General features: G+C 41.1%; 20 protein-coding genes and 1 pseudogene. 17 read left to right on the forward strand and 4 right to left on the reverse strand.

Annotated features, from left to right (window positions below; translation table 11 throughout):
- The 4 genes and pseudogenes from ABJD71_RS08810 to ABJD71_RS08825 all read right to left on the reverse strand — a co-directional run.
- A pseudogene (locus ABJD71_RS08810) lies at positions 1-1,327 on the reverse strand (S9 family peptidase); the annotation flags it as partial.
- A gap of 176 nt (positions 1,328-1,503) precedes the next feature.
- The gene (gene can / locus ABJD71_RS08815; protein WP_348167616.1) at positions 1,504-2,109 is read right to left on the reverse strand and encodes a carbonate dehydratase; all 606 of its coding nucleotides are present in this window, start codon (positions 2,107-2,109) and stop codon (positions 1,504-1,506) included.
- A gap of 79 nt (positions 2,110-2,188) precedes the next feature.
- On the reverse strand, positions 2,189-3,079 hold the full coding sequence (locus tag ABJD71_RS08820; RefSeq protein WP_348167619.1) for a response regulator transcription factor: 891 nt from the start codon (positions 3,077-3,079) through the stop codon (positions 2,189-2,191).
- Positions 3,072-6,440: an ATP-binding protein gene (locus ABJD71_RS08825; protein WP_348167622.1), complete on the reverse strand. Its 3,369-nt coding sequence runs from the start codon at positions 6,438-6,440 to the stop codon at positions 3,072-3,074. Before ABJD71_RS08825 ends, ABJD71_RS08820 begins: the two co-directional genes overlap by 8 nt.
- Before the next feature lie 368 nt (positions 6,441-6,808).
- Here ABJD71_RS08825 and ABJD71_RS08830 point away from each other — a divergent pair, with 368 nt between their 5' ends.
- The 17 genes from ABJD71_RS08830 (at position 6,809) to ABJD71_RS08910 (ending at position 22,189) form a co-directional block, all read left to right on the forward strand.
- The gene (locus ABJD71_RS08830) at positions 6,809-7,747 is read left to right on the forward strand and encodes a porin (RefSeq protein WP_348167625.1); all 939 of its coding nucleotides are present in this window, start codon (positions 6,809-6,811) and stop codon (positions 7,745-7,747) included.
- A gap of 46 nt (positions 7,748-7,793) precedes the next feature.
- A complete protein-coding gene (urtA, locus tag ABJD71_RS08835) occupies positions 7,794-9,077 on the forward strand; it encodes an urea ABC transporter substrate-binding protein (protein WP_348167628.1) in 1,284 nt (427 codons plus the stop codon).
- Positions 9,078-9,277: 200 nt separating this feature from the next.
- Positions 9,278-10,903, forward strand: coding sequence for an urea ABC transporter permease subunit UrtB (gene urtB / locus ABJD71_RS08840; RefSeq protein ID WP_348167631.1), 1,626 nt, complete (start codon positions 9,278-9,280; stop codon positions 10,901-10,903).
- Positions 10,903-12,048, forward strand: a complete 1,146-nt coding sequence (gene urtC, locus ABJD71_RS08845) for an urea ABC transporter permease subunit UrtC (RefSeq protein WP_348167634.1) — start codon at positions 10,903-10,905, stop codon at positions 12,046-12,048. The genes urtB and urtC overlap by 1 nt, the downstream gene beginning before the upstream one ends.
- Positions 12,045-12,854 (forward strand): urea ABC transporter ATP-binding protein UrtD, encoded by an 810-nt coding sequence (gene urtD / locus ABJD71_RS08850; protein ID WP_348167637.1) that lies wholly within the window; start codon positions 12,045-12,047, stop codon positions 12,852-12,854. Before urtC ends, urtD begins: the two co-directional genes overlap by 4 nt.
- Positions 12,854-13,549, forward strand: a complete 696-nt coding sequence (gene urtE, locus ABJD71_RS08855; RefSeq protein WP_348167640.1) for an urea ABC transporter ATP-binding subunit UrtE — start codon at positions 12,854-12,856, stop codon at positions 13,547-13,549. Before urtD ends, urtE begins: the two co-directional genes overlap by 1 nt.
- A gap of 54 nt (positions 13,550-13,603) precedes the next feature.
- Complete coding sequence (locus ABJD71_RS08860; protein ID WP_348167643.1) at positions 13,604-14,494, forward strand: urease accessory protein UreD; 891 nt, start codon at positions 13,604-13,606, stop codon at positions 14,492-14,494.
- Positions 14,495-14,539: 45 nt separating this feature from the next.
- Positions 14,540-14,842 (forward strand): urease subunit gamma, encoded by a 303-nt coding sequence (gene ureA / locus ABJD71_RS08865; protein WP_348111977.1) that lies wholly within the window; start codon positions 14,540-14,542, stop codon positions 14,840-14,842.
- 32 nt (positions 14,843-14,874) lie between these two features.
- Entirely contained in the window at positions 14,875-15,180 is a 306-nt protein-coding gene (locus ABJD71_RS08870) for an urease subunit beta (RefSeq protein ID WP_348111976.1), read from the forward strand.
- A gap of 2 nt (positions 15,181-15,182) precedes the next feature.
- Positions 15,183-16,886 (forward strand): urease subunit alpha, encoded by a 1,704-nt coding sequence (gene ureC, locus ABJD71_RS08875; protein WP_348167646.1) that lies wholly within the window; start codon positions 15,183-15,185, stop codon positions 16,884-16,886.
- 187 nt (positions 16,887-17,073) lie between these two features.
- Positions 17,074-17,565, forward strand: coding sequence for an urease accessory protein UreE (gene ureE, locus ABJD71_RS08880; RefSeq protein WP_348167649.1), 492 nt, complete (start codon positions 17,074-17,076; stop codon positions 17,563-17,565).
- Positions 17,504-18,259 (forward strand): urease accessory protein UreF, encoded by a 756-nt coding sequence (locus tag ABJD71_RS08885; protein ID WP_348167652.1) that lies wholly within the window; start codon positions 17,504-17,506, stop codon positions 18,257-18,259. Before ureE ends, ABJD71_RS08885 begins: the two co-directional genes overlap by 62 nt.
- Before the next feature lie 43 nt (positions 18,260-18,302).
- Positions 18,303-18,920: an urease accessory protein UreG gene (gene ureG / locus ABJD71_RS08890; protein WP_348167655.1), complete on the forward strand. Its 618-nt coding sequence runs from the start codon at positions 18,303-18,305 to the stop codon at positions 18,918-18,920.
- Between the two features lie 91 nt (positions 18,921-19,011).
- The gene (locus ABJD71_RS08895; protein ID WP_348167658.1) at positions 19,012-19,191 is read left to right on the forward strand and encodes a hypothetical protein; all 180 of its coding nucleotides are present in this window, start codon (positions 19,012-19,014) and stop codon (positions 19,189-19,191) included.
- Positions 19,192-19,714: 523 nt separating this feature from the next.
- A complete protein-coding gene (locus ABJD71_RS08900) occupies positions 19,715-20,158 on the forward strand; it encodes a hypothetical protein (RefSeq protein WP_348167661.1) in 444 nt (147 codons plus the stop codon).
- Positions 20,159-20,810: 652 nt separating this feature from the next.
- Positions 20,811-21,113, forward strand: coding sequence for a hypothetical protein (locus ABJD71_RS08905; protein WP_348143639.1), 303 nt, complete (start codon positions 20,811-20,813; stop codon positions 21,111-21,113).
- Between the two features lie 77 nt (positions 21,114-21,190).
- The gene (locus ABJD71_RS08910) at positions 21,191-22,189 is read left to right on the forward strand and encodes a hypothetical protein (RefSeq protein WP_348167664.1); all 999 of its coding nucleotides are present in this window, start codon (positions 21,191-21,193) and stop codon (positions 22,187-22,189) included.
- The last annotated feature ends 237 nt before the right edge of the window (positions 22,190-22,426 follow it).

Raw genomic sequence — 22,426 nt, forward strand, 5'->3', positions numbered from 1 at the left:
GGTTTGCAAAAAACGAGGTCCAATAATCAAAGCCATCATATTCACGAGCCCCTGGGCCACCATGGGGGTGTAAAATAGTAGCAACAGGACCTTCAGCACCTAGCGGTAGAGTTAAATAACCTTCTAGCTCAGTGCCATCTCTTGCGGTATAAGTGACAAACTTATGTTCGGTTAGAACTTCAGGAATCAATGTAGGGTATTGATCTAAAACGGGTACTAAAGACTTTTCTTTGCGGTTTCCAAAATAGTAAGTTCCGGGTGTAAAATCATTCTCTGTATATAGTAAATATATGCTTTCGTCTTTATTAAAGTCGACTAAATATACGTCTTTATCAGCTAGAGCCCTGTTTAACGATTTTTGAAATTTGCTTCTTGATTCATCCCAATACACACGGCCATCTGGACTATGGGAATGATAAACACCGATCACATCGTTGGTTTTTCGGGAATAAATAAGTGAGCCGTCTACATCGTAAGTTTCATCTGCAAATACCAATGTAGACTCTTTCGTCACCAGATCCATTTTGTATAAGGCTTTTTTATCGCCTTTATATTGGCTGTAGTACAAAATATTTGGGTCTTTTGCAAAACCTAGCGGCGTAATAGCAGGGTCTGTTAAGGCATTGTATGCAAACATCTTATGCCATGTATCATCGTCACCAATCTGAACTCTAATGCTAGCATCACCATGGGTGTAATCTAATACTGAACCTAATCTTACATGGCCTTGCCTATCAGCCATCCAATTTCGGATCATCATTCTTCCACGTGCTACACGAGATTTTTTATCGTTATAAATATTAACTTTATAAACACCAGGTAAATTGGCTTTATCGAGGTCTAAGGCTACTAAAATATGATCAGGGTCGTCACGCAAAAATGACACAACAGTATCCTGAAATTGTGATGTCCGTTGACTCCTTTTGGGTTTGGCAATTTGTCTTTGTACAGGGGTTTCACCATCAATATCAACAGCTAGCAACCGTGTTTCGGTATAGTCGGTACGACCCTGTGTAGAGGTATATTTAACACTTACAATTAAGGTTTTTTCGTTCGCCCAAGTAAACCATTTTATTTTAACTTTCTCATTATCTGATTTGATAAGGAGTTGCTTTTTACCAGTTGCTAAATCGACGGAGGTTAAGACTGTTACTTCTGGGGATAAATAGTTTTTTATATAAGCAATTTTTTTGCCGCTGGGGGACAGGTTAGGTCGCATGTGGCTTGGTAGCTGGCTGAAACTTTCAACAGGAAGCTCCTCAGCAAAACCATCAACGGCACAACAATATAAACTAAGGTAACAAACAAATAGTCGAATTCCATTCATACTAACAACTCCAAACGATGTTAAAAATTAGTTAACTATTAAACCTTAATTGTTTTCTAATGTTAATATTTATTACCCTTGTCTTTGCACTTAATGGCGAGTTTTATCTCATTTTACGCTGTTATTGCTCACCAAACGTAAAAACTTCGAGGCATTAGTTCGTAGTGTAAGTTATATTAATCGTGTGAGAGACGTTTGGATGGGTTACCTAAATCCGTTACACGGCCATTTTTGAGGCTGTATATCCAACTATGAATCCTTAACGTTTGTCCGCGCTTTTTTGCATCTTTAATGATGTTACTACGGCTAACATTATCAGCCTGCTCCATTACATTTAGTTCACACATTCGAGCTGATTTATCATGTTCATTCAAGATTGATAATTCTTCTCTATGTTTGTATGCGAGATCTTTTATGTGCCCTAGCCAATTGTCGATTAAACCAAATTGTTGGTCACCTAAAGCGGCATCAACCCCACCACAACCATAATGGCCGCAAACAATTACGTGCTTAACTTTTAAAACGTCAACGGCATATTGCAATACTGACAAACAATTGAAGTCAGTATGCACCACCAAATTCGCTACATTACGGTGTACAAAAATGTCACCGGGTAATAGGCCGACTATCTGATTTGCAGGTACGCGACTATCAGAGCAACCAATCCATAAATATTCAGGGTTTTGCTGTTTGGCGAGCTTGTTGAAAAATTCTGGCTCTTCTTTTTTAATTTGTTCAGACCAATTTTTATTGTTGGTCAAAAGATGTTTAATTTCGCTCATAAACCCTCACACTTTTGCCGGTGAGTATAAAGAAACTAACAAATGGAACAAGTCGCAATCTCTATTGTGACAAAGGTAATTAATTAACTTCTAAGATACGTATTGAAATGGCCGCTGCAGAGGTTCGGTTATCTACTCCCAGCTTTTTATAAATTTGTTCGAGGTGTTTATTGGCGGTGCGCGGGCTCATGCTTAAAATTTGTGAAATCTCCCAATTAGTTTTACCGTAAGAAACCCAATAGAGTACTTCTGACTCTCTCTTAGTTAATGGTAAATGTTTTTGCAAATCTAAAGGCGTAGTGGCAACTTTTGCCTCTGTCACTTTAAGTAAATGTTTGTCGTCTTGTTGCCGTGCATAAACGATTTCAAACGGCGTATCAAAACATGTCACTTTAAGAGGGGGGGGCGTTTCTTGTGTTAACCAATCAGATAATAAGTCGGCTATGCTCGCCCATGGGTTTAAATTACTGCCAGCAAAATCATCAATAAGTTTATGTACTTTAGGTGTGGCCCAAGATAAGCGGCCGTGCTCATTGACACAAAAAAGGTTACTACCAGCATGATCTAATGCATCTTGAGCACTTAAGGCCAATTTTGCAGTTTGAATATGAGTTTTAATTCTAGCGATAACCTCATCTGGTGTTATGGGTTTAGTGACATAATCAATGCCCCCAGCCTCAAAACCTTTCACCAAATCTTCAACATCAGATAAGCCAGTCATAAAAATAACGGGTATGTTAGGGTGTTGCTGTTTTAACCGACGACATGTTTCAAACCCATCCATTTCAGGCATTACCGCGTCTAGCAAAACCACATCTGGCTGAATTTTTTCAGCAATAGATAATGCTTGTAAACCATTTAAAGCAACCAGAGCAGTAAACCCTTGATTATTCAATGCAACATTGAGCATACCAAGTGACTCTGGTGAGTCATCTACCACTAACACGACACGGTTCATCTTGTTACTCATCGCACAATTCTTCCAAATAGCCTATGATTTTTGGAAAATTACACAAAGCTACATACTCTTGAATTTGAGCATCAACCTCAACAGGAAATTGATACTGTTCATTTAACTCCTTAAATTTATTTTTGAATCCAGACAAATAACCAATTTCGGCCAATGCTATTAATGTTTTATATTGCTCGTTGGAAGCTATAATTTTTGTGCTATCAAATAAGGGCATATTATCTTTCTGAGGAGGTTCATATGCTTCATACCGCCATTTTATGCCTATCAACTCCCCCACTTTTCCTAAAAGCGCAGTCAAATTTACTGGCTTAGCCATGTATCCGTCATGAAGCGCCTCGTCTGCATTGTGACTTTCTGTATCTCTAGCATTAGCAGATACCATCAGTACCGGCATTTTATAGTTTTTGTCGCGTAACATTTTGACCATTTGCCAACCATCTATAATTGGCATCCTTACATCCATAATTACCAATGCAACCGCTTGTTTTTCCAAACACTCAAAGCCAAATGTGGCACTTTCAGCTAACACCACGTCAAACCCTAAAGGTGTCAGCAAATCAGATAATAATTGACGTTGGCTAGGTTCGTCGTCTATCACGAGCACAGTGCATCTTTCCCCAATGTAACCCACAGCTTGCGCTAATGTGTTTTCTGGTGCGTTTTCATTTTTATTCAATGGCACCAGCATCAAACGCAAATTAAAGGTAGAGCCTTGACCTAAAGCGCTGTTAACTGTGATTTCACCTCCCATTAATTCAGTTAAAGAGCGAGAAATGGTTAAGCCTAACCCAGAGCCACCAATCGCTTGAGTATGAGCATTTCTGACTTGCTCGAAGGGCTTAAATATTGACTCCCTGTCATGTTCTGAAATACCAATCCCTGTGTCACTTACACTAAAATTTGCCACCTGATTTCGATAACTTATTTTTAAGGTCACTGTGCCTCGTTCGGTGTATTTAATGGCATTAGAAATAAGGTTAATTAATATTTGCCTAAATCGCTGTTTGTCGGTCGTGACATAATCCGGTAGGTTTGGACAAGGCACGTAAATAAACGTAAGATTTTTTTGTGCGGCCTTCATTTGAAACATATCAACTAGCTGTTGCAATATTCCCTTTAAGTTTACGTCGTCTCGATGCAGTGTCAGCCTTCCAGCTTCAATTTTTGATATTTCTAATAAACCTTCTATTAAGTCGGCTAAATGTTCACCGTTACGTTTAACAATTCCCAACGTTTCACGCTGTAGTTCTGGAAACGTTTTGTCTTGGCTGAGTAATTGGGCATAGCCAAGCATTACATTCAGTGGCGTCCTAAGTTCATGGCTTAAGCCAGCTAGGTATCTACTTTTAGCCTCATTCGCCGTTTCAGCTTCTACTTTTGCATCTCTAAGTGCTAGCGAAGTTTTCTCATGAGCACTACTTTCTTGAACTAACGCAGTGGTAAGTGAACGCAACTCTTTTAAAGCAGAGCGATTACCGCTTCTGGCTAAAATAAACAACCAGCTAACCACACCCAATATAATTAATAGTAAGAAAAAGATCTTTGTTAACGTACTAGCAAACACTTCTTTGACGGTGACATCATCTACCGGAACTTGTAAATAAATCAAATATAGAATGCTAGCGCCAATTACACTCAAGCTTGATGTTAAGGCGATAAATTGAGTCATAGGCGTGGTCATCATTCTTAATATATGGGTATTTAAAAAACGATGAAAAAACTTGTGTGACTGCCTAGATAAGGTTCCTTCTATACGACATTGGTCACCACAACGTACATCCAGTGAACAACATAAAGAGCAAATTGGTTTCTGATATGCGGGACAATAAGTCATGTCTTCTTGATCAAAAGTGTTCTCACAGATATGACATTGTGTACTTTGTGTAATGGTTACCTGAGAGTTATTCACCAAGTAGAATCGACCTTTAGTGATATAGCCAATAATTGGAACCGTTACAAAAGGCAACCCACAAGCTATGAACGACCCTAACGCTTGTGCTGTCTCTCCATACCACCCAAAATGTGCAGTAAAGCCCATAAAGGTAGCAATAAACATCGAACCCACGCCTACTGGGTTAATGTCGTATAAATGTGAACGCTTAAACTCTATATGAGCAGGGCTTAAACCTAATGGCTTATTAATGATTAAGTCGGCAGTAACTGAGCTTAACCATGCAAGTACGATGACCGAATAAACAGACAGCATCTTCTCTATGGTTTGATATATTCCCAATTCCATTAACAATAAAGCAATCGCCACATTAAATATCATCCACACCACACGACCTGGATGGTTGCGGGTCACCCGCGAGAAAAAATTCGACCAAGCTAATGATCCAGCATACGCATTGGCAACGTTAATTTTCAATTGCGACAACACCACAAACGTACACGCCAATACTAAAGCCAAAGTACTATTATCTACTACAAGACTAAATGCTAAGTTATACATATGCGCAGGGTCATCTGCTAAGTCCATTGACACACCTTGTGTCAGTGCAAAATAAGCTAAAAATGACCCTAAAAATAATTTTAATGCCCCGAATAAGATCCAACCTGGCCCCGCTACTGTTAGCGCTGTCCACCAACGCCACGTGTTTAGTTTCGGTTTTTCTGGCAAAAAACGTAAGAAGTCAACTTGTTCACCGATTTGAGCAACTAAAGACAATACAACCGCCGAAGCACCACCAAATAACAATAAATTAAAGCCATTGCCTTGCTCACCCGATGTACCTGTATAGCTTAGCCAGTCTCGTAAGTGACTGTCTGGGTGAGTAAAAACAAAATACAAAGGGATAAGCTGTAGCACAATCCAAAACGGTTGCGTCCAAACCTGAAAACGACTGATATTAGCAATGCCGTGGGTCACTAGAGGCAGCACCACCAGTGCACTAATGACATAGCAAAGGTAAAGTGGAATGCCAAACAACAACTGTATTGCCATAGACATAATGGCAGCCTCTAAGGCAAAAAAGATAAACGTGAAAGAGGCATAAATGAGTGATGCTATAGTTGAGCCAATATAACCAAAGCCAGCGCCTCTACTTAATAAATCAATATCAACCCCGTATTTGGCGGCATAATAACTAATGGGCAAACCAGTGAGAAACACCACAAAAACAACCGAAAGAATTGCCCATGCCGAATTCGCAAAACCAAAGTTAAGTGTAATCGCTCCTCCAATGGCCTCTAACACCAGAAACGACACTATGCCTAGTGCAGTATTCGCAATTCTACTAAGAGACCAAATGCGTGCTCTTTTAGCAGTAAAACGAAGAGCAAAATCCTCCATCATCTCGTTGGCAACAAGCTTATTGTAAATGCGCCTAGTGGGCAGGATTTGTTTATTAGATTGCATTCAAAAAGGCTTTTAATTTCAAACTGACTTGTAAGTAAAGTCAGCTTTTCTCTGTAAAATATTTAGATAGTGTACACAAGATGCCGTAAGAGAAATATGCGTAGAATAACGTAGGTATCTACAACCCAATCATTTTAGCTTTTAGTGAACTGTCTGGTCTTCTAAACAAACAAATTCACAATTCTGCCAGCACACAAATTAAAAAATTTTGATACGTCATTTGACGTAGTCCATTGCGCACTTTTACGCATACCCAACCTTGACGAAACCTTGAATACTAAACCTGTTGTAAAAGCTGTTTTGCAGAGTTATCGCAAAAAAAGATAACCACTACACATGATTAATTTATTAATAAAATGGAAACACACATGAACTTACGTACCAAATATACTCCAATAGCGGCTAGCTTATTGCTATCAATCAGCGCCATCAATGTTGCACAAGCTGAAATTAGCTCTGACAAACTAACCGTAAGCGGGTTTATCGATATGTCTTACTTGTCTAGCGAAACTGATGACGAATCTTCTCACGTCTCAGGGGTAGACCAAGTTGAACTTAACTTTGGTTACGATTTTGGCAATAAGTTAACTGCTACCGTTGATGTTGAATATCAAAACAATGCTGAAGGTGTTGATGTAGAACAAGCCTTCATTAATTACGCTATTTCTGACAACTTAAGCATTAAAGCGGGTCGCTTTTTAAGTTACACAGGTTGGGAAACAGAAGAGCCTACAGGTTTATTCCAGTATTCGGGTACAGGCTACGCGCAGTATTTTTATGGTTACTACCAACAAGGTGTATCAGCCTTATATAGTGCAGATAAATTCGCTGTTGCTGTGTCTATAGTTAACGATTTAGCGGGCCCTCAAGCAATTGATACCGAGCACCCTGGAATTGAAACTATGGTGGCTTTCATGCCAACTGAGAACTTTACCGTAAAAGGTTTTTACTCAGTAGATGGTGATACCAAAATGTTAAACACTTGGGCGGCCTATTCGGCAGATGCCTTAACTCTAGCTGTTGAATATAACTCATCCGAAGACACAGCTTTCGCTGGAAGTGAAGCTGATGGTTTCCTATTAATGGCTAACTATGGATTTGAAAGTGGCTTAGGCCTAACTGTTCGTTATCACGATTACGAAGTTGAAGATGAATTTGGTGCTAGCTATGAAGATGCAAGTGGTATCACTATTTCTCCTAGTTATGCCGTCAACGACAACTTACTAATGGTATTTGAATACCGTATGGATGAAGTTAACGATGTTGATGTTGATTACTTAGCTGTTGAAGCTCTCATTACTTTTTAATTAAACACTTTTCAAACTACTAACGAATTTATCAAGAGGAATAATAATGAAACTTAAAAAACTCATTGTCGCTAGCTCCATCATAGCTAGCAGCTTAGTCTGTCACGTAACCTTGGCAGCAGATACCATTAAAGTTGGTGTGCTTCATTCTCTGTCAGGCACCATGGCTATCAGTGAAACTACACTGAAAGACACTGTATTAATGATGATTGACGAGCAAAACAAAAAAGGGGGTTTACTGGGTAAGAAACTTGAAGCTGTTGTAGTAGACCCTGCTTCAAACTGGCCATTATTTGCTGAAAAAACCCGTGAGTTACTAGCCAAAGATAAAGTAGACGTAATTTTTGGTTGTTGGACTTCAGTATCCCGTAAGTCAGCTTTACCTGTGCTTGAAGAACTAAACGGCTTAATGTTTTATCCCGTGCAGTACGAAGGTGAAGAGTCGTCTAAAAACGTGTTTTACACAGGCGCCGCGCCAAACCAGCAAGCTATTCCTGCTGTTGATTACCTAATGAATGACATTGGTGCCACTCGTTGGGTATTAGCCGGTACTGATTATGTTTACCCGCGTACTACTAACAAAATTCTTGAAGCTTACTTAAAAGCTAAAGGTGTGAAAGACGAAGATATCATGATCAACTACACGCCTTTCGGTCATTCTGATTGGCAAGGTATTGTATCTGACATCAAAAAGTTTGGTTCAGAAGGCAAGAAAACAGCTGTGGTCTCTACTATTAACGGTGATGCAAATATTCCTTTCTACAAAGAGTTAGGTAATCAAGGCATTTCTGCTGAAGACATTCCAGTTGTGGCATTCTCGGTTGGTGAAGAAGAGCTATCTGGCTTTGATACCTCACCACTAGTAGGTCACTTAGCTGCTTGGAATTACTTTCAAAGTGTAGAGTCAGACGAAAATGACGAGTTCATCGAAAGCTGGAAAGAATACATTGGTGACGACAACCGTGTAACCAATGACCCAATGGAAGCGACCTACATTGGTTTCCAGATGTGGGCCAAAGCAGTTGAAAAAGTGGGCACCACTGAAGTAGACGAAGTTGAACAAGCCATGATAGGCGTTGCCGTACCTAACTTGACTGGCGGTACTGCAGTTATGAACGCTAATCATCACTTGTCTAAGCCTGTATTGATTGGTGAAATTCAAGAAGACGGTCAGTTCGAAGTGGTTTGGGAAACACCAGATACTGTAATTGGTGATGCATGGTCTGATTTTTTACCTAGCTCTCAAAACTTAATTTCAGATTGGACTAAGCCAGTTAGCTGTGGAAACTTTGATGTTAAAACCGCTAAGTGTTCAGGTCAAAATTTCTAAGCTAATTTAAAATTAATTTTAACGAGTATCCCTTGATCCTCGATTATTAAAGGTGCAAACACTCTCATAGTATTTGTGAGTGTTTTACTCTTTTTATTAAAATGGACACTTTCTTTTTAATACATCAGTCCCTGTTGGCTCGGTTTCGCCTCTTCGGTTAGCGATACCGGGCTTTTTTAAATTAGGACGAGGAATGGACAATGCTTCGAATATTTTCATTAATGCTACTAGTCATATCTGGGTATTCCCACGCACAGACTCAATCTACCGCAGCCCCAGCTCTTGAACCACTTTTACAACAATTACCCAAGGCTAAATTGCGACAGATGGATCCTTTAGTTAAGCAGATTGCAGCAGTTAAGCATCCTAAAACCCGCACAATATTGCAGGTGATGTTAGAAGGCGAACTGTATTACATAAAAGCAAATAAACAATTAGTAAAGGCTCAAAAAGCCCCTAATAGACTGTATTCACTAACCCTAATTATGGGCGATGCCACACTAGCAGCGGTTAAAAAATCAAAAATATCAAAGGTAAAAACCAATAACCGTTTACGCAGTACATTGCGTAGCCTAATAGCCAAAATTGATTTAACAGATGAAGACAAGGCCATGCGTCTACAAGCGGTGCAGCAGCTATTAAACTCGCCAACAAAAGAGTCAACGGCCACTATCAGTGAGTTAATCGATACCGAACAAGACGCAGAAGTCCGTGAGTTAATGTCTGTCACCATGGCTTTGCAGCAATTACAAGACGGTGAGCACTTGGATAAACTCACTGCACTCGCAGAATTAAAGGACTCCCTAGAGCCTACAGTAAAGAATACTATCACCGAGTTATTAGCTAAGTTACCAGAAACAGATCTTAGTGCTGAGCAGCAAACCCTTAAAACAGCATTACTCAAGACGTTAGACACAATAGAAAGCCAAGCCAGCTTTTATGGCTTCATCGAGAATGTATTCTTTGGTTTAAGCCTCGGTTCAGTATTACTACTTGCCGCGATTGGTTTAGCGATTACCTTTGGGGTAATGGGCGTAATTAATATGGCTCACGGTGAGATGATCATGCTGGGCGCCTACACCACATACGTAATCCAAATTGCGTTTCCGTCAATCATTGAGTACTCCTTACTCATTGCGATACCCGCTGCGTTTTTAGTATCTGGACTAGTGGGTATATTGATTGAACGTGGTGTGATACGTTTCTTGAAAGGCCGGCCACTAGAGACTTTGCTCGCGACCTTTGGTATTAGTTTGATACTACAGCAACTAGTGCGCACCGTATTTTCTCCGTTAAATCGCCAAGTCATCAGTCCTGAATGGATGAGTGGCTCATGGCAAATTAATCCTATATTTTCGCTCACGTACAACCGTTTATACATCATATTATTTTCAATTATGGTGTTTGTATCCTTGTTGCTTATTTTGAAAAAAACGTCACTAGGGCTTCATGTACGGGCAGTATCACAAAATCGCAACATGGCAAGGGCATTAAGTATTAAAAGTGACTGGGTAGACGCCATCACTTTTGGGTTAGGCTCAGGCATAGCGGGTATTGCTGGCGTGGTATTAAGCCAGCTCACCAACGTAGGCCCAAATTTAGGTCAGGCGTATATTATTGATTCGTTTTTAGTGGTGGTATTTGGTGGTGTAGGCAACTTATGGGGTACTCTCGTTGCTGCCATGTCATTAGGGTTAACCAACAAATTTTTAGAGCCCGTCACGGGTTCGGTGCTGGCCAATATTATTGTTTTAGTAGGTTTAGTGTTGTTTATTCAAAAGCGGCCTAAAGGGTTGTTTCCGCAAAAAGGGAGGTCTGCAGACTAATGACGACTCACATATCACAGCCCAGCAAAACCAATGTTTTGTTTAGCAGTAAGAACCCGTTGCACTTAACCATTGGTATATTACTGATCACCACAGTGTTAGTGACTTTAGGTAACTTAGTGTTTCCAGAAGGCTCGGCTCTTCATGTAAGCGACTATACCGTTAGCTTGCTAGGTAAATATTTGTGCTATGCATTGCTTGCTTTAGCGGTTGATCTTGTTTGGGGATACTGCGGTATCTTAAGTTTAGGACACGGTGCATTTTTCACTTTAGGTGGCTATGCCATGGGCATGTATTTAATGCGTCAAATTGGTGACCGAGGCGTGTACGGTAACCCAGACTTACCCGACTTTATGGTGTTTTTAAACTGGAGCGAATTACCTTGGTTTTGGGCCGGTTCAGACAGCATACTTTGGATGGTATGCATGGTGTTCATAGGTCCAGGTTTATTGGCTTTCGTATTCGGCAGTTTGGCATTTCGCTCGCGAGTCAGCGGGGTGTATTTGTCAATCATGACCCAGGCTATGACGTACGCGTTAATGCTGGCTTTTTTCCGTAACGAAATGGGATTTGGCGGTAACAACGGCTTAACAGACTTTAAAGAAATCTTTGGGTTTTCGTTGCAGTCCCCCAGTACTAAGTTAGGTTTGTTTATTGCCACCGCAATTATCCTATGTATCGCATATGGAATTTGCCATTTTATTGTTAACTCAAAAATGGGCCGTGTGGTCACCGCCATACGAGACACCGAAAGCCGCGTCAGGTTTGTTGGTTATAAACCAGAACATTACAAAGTTTGGGTATTTGTGGTGTCTGCCATGTTGGCAGGTTTAGCAGGCGCTTTATATGTCCCCCAAGTTGGAATTATTAACCCAGGTGAATTCTCCCCTTTAAACTCTATCGAAATGGTGATTTGGGTGGCAGTCGGAGGCCGAAACTCACTTTACGGCGCTATCATAGGTGCAGTGATAGTGAGTTATGCTAAAACCCGATTTACCGCCATCATGCCAGAAGCTTGGTTATTTGCCCTAGGGGGATTGTTTGTATTGGTGACCTTGCTGTTACCAAAAGGAATTGCTGGGTTAATACCGAGTATTAAGCAAAAATTTGCGAAGCCTGAACACTCAAAGGAGGCCAACTCATGACATTAAATAAAGCAGGTTCTCCTTTAACAGCCACAGAAAATATCAGCCCAGATACGCGCCACGGGGTGATTTTATATGTAGAAGATGTAAACCTAAGTTTTGATGGTTTTAAAGCACTTAACAACTTAAATCTGTACATTAATGACGGTGAATTACGGTGTTTAATTGGTGCTAACGGCGCAGGCAAAACTACATTAATGGATGTAATAACAGGTAAAACGCGCCCCGATTCAGGCAAAGTAAACTTTGGACAACAAATCGACTTATTACAACTAGATGAGTCAGAAATTGCCAGAGCCGGCATTGGCCGTAAGTTTCAAAAGCCCACCGTGTTTGAAGAATTAACCGTATTTGAAAACATCGAGTTAAGCCTAAAAGGCGACAAAGGTATTTGGCAGGCGTTATTTCATAAATTAACAGGCGAGCAAAAAGACCGCATAGCAGAAATACTGCACACCATTGGTTTAGTCACAGAGTGTCACTACCTTGCAGGTAGGCTATCTCATGGTCAAAAGCAGTGGTTAGAAATAGGCATGTTATTAGCTGCTGAGCCAAGAGTGTTGTTAGTAGATGAGCCCGTTGCCGGGATGACAGGGCAAGAAACCGAACGCACAGCTGAGTTACTTACCTCGTTAGCGGGTAAGCATTCGGTGATAGTGGTTGAGCACGACATGGCTTTTGTGCGCTCTATTGCCAGAAAAGTGTCAGTATTGCATCAAGGTAGCGTATTGGCCGAAGGGTCTATGTCTGAAATTCAAGCAAACCCAGATGTTATTAAGGTTTATCTAGGTGAGGAGCAAGGCTAATGATTACCCTACAATCAGTGAATCAAAAGTATGGTGGTACCCAAATATTATGGGACTTAGACCTAGCTATTAAACCCGGCTCGCGCACCTGCATTATGGGTCGTAACGGCGTAGGTAAAACCACCTTACTAAAGACCATTATGGGCTTATTACCCATTAGTTCGGGCAAGCTTACCTATGACACACAAGACATAAGTAAAAGCCCAGTAGAACTGCGCCCAGAAATTGGCATAGGTTATGTGCCTCAAGGGCGGCATATCTTCCCGCAGCTAACCGTTGAAGAAAACCTAACCGTTAGCCTGAACTGTAAACGCCAAAAAAGTAACAACATACCTGAGCATATTTTTGAGTTGTTTCCGGTATTAAAAGAGATGCTACATAGGCGAGGCGGTGATTTATCTGGTGGTCAACAGCAGCAACTAGCAATTGGCCGAGCGTTAGTACTTAACCCAGAAGTACTGATTTTAGATGAGCCGAATGAAGGTATTCAGCCCAATATTGTGCAGTTAATCCGAGATGTACTACTTAAACTCAACAAAGAACAAGGCATGACTATTATCTTAGTTGAGCAAAAATTACCTTTTGCACGGGCGGTAGGCGAAGAATTTGTACTGATGGAAAAAGGACAAGTGATTTCATCAGGCCCAATGGCAGATTTAACTGACCAATTGGTCAGTAAGTATTTGGCAGTTTAACAAAATCCCTTTAGTATAAGATACATTATCAATAGGTTCGTAATTAGGTAAACCATGACCGCATCTCCACTAGCCGGTATGACAAATCAATGGTTAGCAAGCTTGGAATTACAGTTGGGGTACTCGGATTACGGGACCCAACTGACTCGAACCAAACGCTCTGGCCCTTTGACCATTCAAAAAGCTTTTTATCCAGAAGGCAGAGACTGTGCTCACCTGTATTTGTTACATCCACCAGCTGGGATAGTATCTGGTGATAAACTCAACGTTGGTATTGACGTTCAAGACAACGCTCATACTTTAGTGACTACTCCGGGTGCTAACCGCTTTTATAGAGCTCGCACCGATTTATCCATTGGCGATCCCAAACAAACTCAGGTTACCCAAATCACTTTGGGTGGCGGTGCAAAATGTGAGCATTTTCCCTTAGAGACCATTGTTTACAACCAAGCCGATGGTATTAATAATGTTGAGGTTAGACTGCAAAAAAACAGCATGTACTGTGGCTGGGACATGACCTGTTTAGGTTTGCCTAGTTCATCTGAGTCTTTCACTGGGGGCAGTTTTACTCAGTTAAACACCTTGTATTGTGATGACATATTGCTGTATCACGACCGAGTGCAAATAGACCCAACTAGCCAAATACAGCAACACGATGCAGGCTTGGCTGATAATACGGTATTTGGTACCTTTTTGGCCTATGCCAGCGATGAGCAAGTATCCAAGGCAACCCGCACTGAGTTGATTGAACAACTAAGATATGTGGTTGAACAGCACAAAGCTAATTCACTTATAAGCATTACTGACATTCGCCAATTATTGGTGATACGTTATTTGGGACAACAGGCGCATCAGTGCAAAGATTTATTTATTGCACTTTGGAAGCTGATACGGCCTATTTATATCAAAAAACACGCTATTCAACCTAGAATTTGGTTTACATAAAAGGTAAGTTTTTACTGCCTCCAAGTCATAACTGTAGAGAACACCATGGATTTATTACCAAGAGAAAAAGACAAACTACTATTGTTTACCGCGGCTTTACTTGCCGAGCGCCGTTTAAAGCGTGGGGTTAAACTCAATTATCCAGAAGCCATGGCGTATATTTCTATGGAAATTATGGAAGGAGCCAGAGACGGTAAAACCGTTGCCGAAATGATGGATTATGGCCGTACTTTGTTAACCCGTGACCAAGTGATGCAAGGTATTCCAGAGCTACTAGCCGAAGTGCAAGTAGAAGCCACCTTCCCCGACGGCACAAAGTTAGTGACTGTGCATAATCCAATCGTTTAAATAGACCCGTCTATAAAAGAGGTATAACTAAGATGATCCCAGGTGAAATTAAAACCGATGCAGGCGAACGTTTACTTAATGTTGGCCGTGAGCAACTTACCGTTACGGTTGCCAACTCTGGCGACCGCCCTATTCAAGTTGGCTCTCACTATCACTTTTATGAAACCAACGCAGCCCTGACCTTTGACCGCGAAAAGTGCAAAGGCTATCGCCTAGACATTACCTCGGGCACAGCTGTGCGTTTTGAACCCGGCCAAGAGCGAGAAGTAACACTCGTACCTTTTGCAGGTAAGCGCCGAGTTTATGGGTTTAGAGCCCTTGTTCAAGGAGAATTATAATTATGGCCAGTATCGATAAACACGCTTATGCCCACATGTTTGGCCCTACTGTGGGTGACCGAGTACGGTTAGCAGACACCGACCTATGGCTTGAAGTAGAAGAAGATGCCACCGTATATGGCGAAGAAGTAAAATTTGGTGGCGGTAAGGTAATTCGTGATGGCATGGGCCAAAGTCAGGCATCTTGTCACGACACCCCAGACGTGGTGATCACTAATGCTTTAATCCTTGACCACTGGGGCATAGTCAAAGCTGATATTGGCATAAAAGACGGCCGTATTGCACAAATCGGTAAAGCCGGTAACCCAGACATTCAAGACGGTATTGATATTGAAGTCGGCCCAGGTACCGAGGTTATTGCTGGCGAAGGCCAAATTATTACCGCTGGTGGCATAGACGCGCACATTCACTTTATTTGCCCACAGCAAATAGATGAAGCACTGATGTCGGGCGTAACCACCATGATTGGTGGCGGCACAGGCCCAGCAACTGGCACCAATGCCACAACCTGTACACCGGGGCCGTGGAATATCCACAAAATGTTGCAAGCCACTAACGATTTCCCTATGAATTTTGGCTTTTTAGGAAAAGGCAACGCAAGTTTGCCGATTGCCCTAGAAGAACAAATTGAAGCCGGCGTGTGTGGTTTAAAACTGCACGAAGACTGGGGTACCACCCCAGCTGCCATAGACAATTGCCTATCGGTAGCCGAGCGATACGATGTACAAATAGCGATTCATACCGACACCCTAAATGAGTCGGGCTTTGTAGAAGATACTATCGGAGCTTTTAAAGGCCGTACTATCCATACATACCATACCGAAGGAGCAGGGGGCGGCCATTCGCCAGATATTATCCGCGCCTGTGGTGAGCCTAATGTATTGCCATCTTCAACCAATCCAACACGCCCATATACCATCAATACCATAGATGAGCATTTAGACATGTTGATGGTATGCCATCACTTAGACCCGTCTATTCCTGAAGATATTGCCTTTGCTGACTCACGTATTCGTAAAGAAAGTATTGCCGCCGAAGACATCATGCATGACTTAGGTGCGATTAGTATGATTGCCTCAGACTCACAAGCCATGGGCCGCGTGGGCGAGATGATCACCCGTACATGGCAAACCGCTCACAAAATGAAGCAACAGCGGGGGCCACTAGCACCAGACACCGAACGTAACGACAACTTTAGAATTAAGCGTTACATTGCTAAATACACCATTAACCCAGCTATCAGTCACGGTATTAGCCACGAAGTAGGCTCGATTGAAGTGGGCAAACTAGCGGACCTAGTATTATGGAAACCCGCATTTTTTGGTATTAAACCTGCGATGATCATCAAAGGCGGGTTTATTGCTGCGGCCCCTATGGGTGATGCCAATGCATCTATCCCTACACCGCAACCTGTGTATTACCGCCCAATGTTTGGCTCGTACGGTTCGGCTTCTGCCAACACGTCTATGACGTTTATGTCTAAAGCGTCTATCGAACTGGGCGTACCCGAAAAAATAGGTATGACCCGCTTAGTCGGAGAATGCAAAAACACCCGCAATGTGGGTAAAGACGACATGATCCATAATAACTGGCAGCCAAAAATCGAAGTCGATGCACAAACCTATGAAGTGCGTGCCAATGGCGAGTTACTGACCTGTGAGCCTGCGACTGAATTGCCGTTAGCCCAGCGATACACATTATTCTAAGGAGTGCTTTATAGAACCAGTTAAGCTGTGTTGTTTAGTTTTTTGGTGAGCCTTAATAGGGATATAGAGCTCATCAAAAAAACGTAACGGCTTTACCTTAAAAACGTTCTATTTTGCACCATAAACTGTGACTGGTTTATTGATAAGCAGCCGACAAAGATTAGAGAAATTAGGAAAAAATTAAAACATGTTACAAGCATTTGAACGCTTATCGCACACCCATGACGAAATTCAAGACTCTATTACCTTGGACCAAGACACCCGTAAAAAAGCGCGTATTAAAACCACCACAGACAAAGGCCAAGCTTTAGGGATATTCATGGAGCGCGGCCACCCATTACTGATAGGTGAAGTGCTTAAAACCGAATGTGGCCAATTAATAGAAGTAAAAGGCCAAGCAGAAGAGGTATCTACCGCGATTGCGAGTGACTGGATGAGCTTTAGCCGCGTATGTTACCACCTAGGTAATCGCCATACTTCGTTGCAAATTGGTGAAAAATGGGTGCGCTTTAAGCCCGACTACGTGCTAGAAGAACTCGCCGAAAACTATGGCCTTACCATAGACAAAACCCCAGCCATATTTGAGCCTGAAAATGGCGCTTATGGTAAAACCTCCCATGGACATGCTCACTCACACAGCCATGAGCAAGATAAGAGTCACAGCCACACCCATGACTAGTTCAATGGAAAACCATAATCCATTGCAACTAAATCGCTTGTTGCAATTGTGCAGTGCTAACTTACCCGTGGGTGGGTTTTCATTTTCACAAGGCCTAGAATACGCGGTAGAAATGGGCTGGGTGACAACCGCAGAGTCAACCAAAGACTGGATTAGCTTTAACTTAGCCCAGTCTGTTGCCCATACCGACTTGGCCTTACTAAACCGCCTATATAAAAGTTTAGCCAGCCATGATTTACCCGCATTTATACGCTGGGATCAACACGTACTGGCCTGTCGTGAGAGCAACGAATTATTATTGGCCGATGTGGCAATGGGCAAAGCTCTAATGCGCTTATTAAAAGATTTACAAGGTATCGACACCCCCCCTTATACCGACTTAATTGGCAGTAAAGAAGTCAGCTTTGTGAGCGCCTTTGCTTTAGCCGCTTATTTGTTTGGCCTTGATGTACCTTCAGCCCAAAGTGGTTTTTGCTGGGCTTACATAGACAACCAAGTAGCAGCTGCAACTAAGCTTGTGCCGTTGGGGCAAACCCAAGGGCAAAACTTATTATTTGAATTAACCGAACAAGTCGCCCAAGTCATCGAGCAAGCGAATCAAATTGAAGATGACAATATAGGTGCCAGCTTACCCAGATTAGCCATGGCCAGTGCCTGGCACGAAACCCAATACACACGTTTGTTTCGTTCTTAATAAAACGAGCAAACTAATAAGATAAATACAAAAGAAGTGAACTATGAAAAAGAATAAACAAGTATTACGAATAGGCGTTGGTGGCCCAGTTGGGTCAGGTAAAACGGCATTACTACGCATGCTATGCCTTGAATTGCGCGACAAGTACGATATGGCAGTGGTAACCAACGACATCTATACCCGCGAAGATGCTGAGTTTTTAACTCGCAACGATGCTCTAGCCGCAGACCGTATTTTAGGGGTAGAAACAGGCGGTTGCCCACACACCGCCATTCGCGAAGATGCATCCATGAACCTAGCGGCTATCGACGACTTACAAGAGCGTCACCCAGACTTAGACTTTGTGCTAGTAGAAAGCGGCGGCGACAACCTAAGCGCAACCTTTAGCCCAGAACTTTCTGACTTAACCCTTTACGTTATCGATGTATCAGCAGGCGACAAAATACCTCGCAAAGGCGGCCCAGGTATCACTAAATCAGACTTACTGATAATCAATAAAATAGACGTAGCAGAACTAGTGGGCGCATCACTAGAAGTAATGGACAGAGATGCCAAAAAAATGCGTGGCGACAGACCCTTTGTTTTTAGTAATATGAAAACCAAGCAAGGCTTAGACGAGATTATTCAATTTATTGAAAAAGAAGGCATGCTGCAGATTTAGAGCCAAAGGCAAGCTTAAACAAGTTACACCCAGCTACCTAATCTATGTCAAAATACTTAAATACAGAATTAACACATTAAAGGAACACACCATGAAATATTTATTCACCTTACTATGCCTTTTTGCAACCAGTGCCATGGCCCATGAAGACCACGCCCTTAATGACACTTTTCATATTGCTTACCACATTGTCTTTTGGAGCTTATTTGCTTTAGTCGTCTATAAAGGCGTGATGTGGTTTAAGGCTAAACGTCAGTCTAAGAATAAGTAGTTTCTAACGGCTATGCCGTTGCAGAAACAGCCCTGCTACAGATAAAGGCATAGCATTGCGACGAAAGCATTTGCGATGCTTACTTTTATTCACTTCGCCACAGCCCATGCATTTTGTACACAAAAACAAATATAAAGAATTTGTAGGTAGCGCTTTAGCCCGTCAGTTAATCTAGCAGTGACCATTACCTGCTAGATTAACTGCGGCCTCTTTATTTCATGCTCAAACATTCAACAAACCAACTGTTTGATGAGTAATTTGTAGGTTGGGCTTTAGCCCATCAGCTCGCCTAGCAGTGACCTTCAACTGCTAAATCAACTTCGTCGATTGAAGCTAGGTAGGTTGTTAAACAGTTAATTATGATAGATGTCCATGCAAGTATTTCTATTAATGTTATGTGTATATTTATACAGACGCAGTAAGAAATCCGCATAACAGCAAGATCTAGGAAAAATTCCGTATTTCCCCATGTGCTGAATTAGTCAAAGGTAATAAAGTTAACCTGTACAAAGGGTTACAGGGTGTGGTAGAAATAAGTGATGTAGAAAGGCGGAAAAATTCCGTGTTTAAACACGGAATTTTTCCATCTATTAATACTGTTATGAGCTATACGGTACTTAAAGTGAAATATTTAATCTTTGTCTTTTTGTTTATTTCATCTCCACTATTAGCTGGCGAAATCTGTAGCGAGTATGATTCACAAATAGAGCCGGATTTTCGCTGGAAAGAGTCAGATTTTACCAAAGAGGCTTCGATTAAAGCTCTATCGGAGCTATCTGAGTCGATAAATAAGAATGAAATGCTGGCAACATTCCAATTGCCCAATAACCTATCGCTAATTGAGGGTTACATCTTAAAACAAGATGCCCTTCGTGCCTTGGATGGAAAGTCGGTTCATGCAGGTATAGTTGAGTACTATGTTACAAATTTTTGTGAGTTTTTAGTAAGGACTCCGATATATGATTGAGCTCATAACAAGGCCATCAAAAATCGCGCTTTCAGCGCTGGACTCGCAACAAGTTGCTCGCCTTTTATGGCGGCGTTATGCATACATGAAGTAATTTCGATGACCTTTAAGTTCAAACAAAAAATTGATATCGTAATTATGTTAGTTCTGTTAATTCTTATTGGCGGGAGAATCTTCTACGTACATTCGGATATCAACGTAGGTTATGTTGAATTATCTACCGCTACCCTTTCTTGCGAGAAAAATCGAAAACATGATAAGTTCAGTGGCTATTTTACTGTTGATGATGATCGATATAGTTCGTCAAAGAATTATGATAGGTGTGAAACATTTAAAGCAATAATGAATGGTAAAAAAGTAAACGGCTATTTCATGAAGGGGTCGGGACGTCTAGTGGAAATAATAGTTGATAATAAACCTTATTATGAACGTTCCTATCTAATCCAATTGTTTTACAGTTTTTTCGGCGCACTGATTATTTGGTCATTCTCTAGGTCTGTTATTTTTAAAGTTTTGCGTAAGTATGCATAACAAGTTGCCTAAGTTCGCCGCAAAAAGCGCGGCTGGGACAAATACTCACTGGGCTTCGCCCAACAACGTTCGCAGTTGCCCCTTGGCAAAGCGTTAGCTGACTAGAGAAAGGAGTCAATGAGTGGCGGAAAAGGAGCGTATTTCATTACCAGAACTCCAATTGTTGATACTGTTTTTAGGTAGCAGCTTTTTTGTTCTACCTTCTATCGTAAAAGGTAATTTAATTGGTGTGATTACATTTAGCCTAATAGTAGTGTTTTATATATTCAGTAATTTGGAGTGGCTTAAATCAACATTCGACTTAAGTGCTAAGGAAATAGCGGTATATATTCTAATGCTCTCTTTATGTGGCTATTTAGCTTTTGAAGTATTCTTTTTATTAAGTGTGCTTGCAGTATATCCATTATCAAAGTTTTATAAATGAGCTACTTAGCCAGTTTAGATAAGTCAGCTAATAATACTGTTAGCTTTCATTCTGTTTATCGTTCACCGTAGGAAATTATGACTGAAGAAGTATTAGGATATTTAGATCACAATATACTGGACTCAATTCGTAAAGGTGATCCTTTTGATATCAGAGGGCTACTTGATAAAAACCAAATAACCCCGATTTATTCTAAGGAAAATCTGAAAGAGATAAAAAGGTCAGTAGGATCCGAAAATGAATTTTTATCAATTCTGAAAGAGTTAGGGGCGAAGTACATCGAACCGATTTACGAAAATAATTTACCTACTGGTAATGCCCAGATTAATGATAGTGACGCTTTTTTCGTTTGGAGCTGGTTTATTGAAAATGAAGAACCAATGCCTGAATATGGTTACGGATTAAGCTCAATGCTAGAAAAATTTTATGGTGGAAGGCGTGATGAAACCTACGCAGAAATTTTCTCAAAGGGAGATGCCGAGCTAAAGAAAATAATGGATGATGCAATAGAAGAACTGGATTCCAATGAATATTTTACCGATGAAATGAAAGAGGCTATTAATGCTCTACCTGAAATGTTAGCAGTACAACATCAATACATCAGTGAAAAAATGGATATACTCGAGCAATCACCTGTTAAAGAATTTGAAAATGCAACCGGCTTGGGCGCAAAGGTATTAAAAAACATCAATCCACCACAAGTTGTCCAAAAAGTATTTGAGGCCGTTCAAAACTCTATGATTGGCGTTGAATTAGACATAGATATTTTCTTTGCTGTGAAGTATCAGCCTTTTGAAGCAAATTCAGACAGAAAAAAAACCTTATCCGAAAAAGTTAATGGGCTTTATCATCAGCTGAATTTCTTGGGGTATTATCGAGATAGTGATATGAAGAATACACGAGGCTTTGTGCGTTCTTCTAGTGATATGACACACGCAGGAATAGCTTCTTTTTGTCACTTGCTATTGTGTCGTGACGAGGGGCTAGTAAAAAAAGCAGCCGCTGCTTATGAGTATGCAGGTGTTAGTACTCAGATTCTACACTTTCAAGCTAACAAGGCACTTAAACGGAACTAAAACAGTGGGTTACGTTTCGCTTCGCTACACATTTTAACCCACAATTTTAGTCCGCTTAGTGCGGCGTTATATGCTTAATTGGAAATCGAGCGATGCACTTGCTTAATAGATATCATAATTTCTTCTCGTATCTAATCAATCTAACCTTAATCATAGTGGTTGGTGTTACGATCGTTGCTCTCAAAAATATTGAGACTATTACTTTGCTTAAGGTTATGAAATCTTTCGGATATTGCT

The organism is Paraglaciecola sp. (assembly GCF_039943935.1).
Classification (GTDB): Bacteria; Pseudomonadota; Gammaproteobacteria; order Enterobacterales; family Alteromonadaceae; genus Paraglaciecola.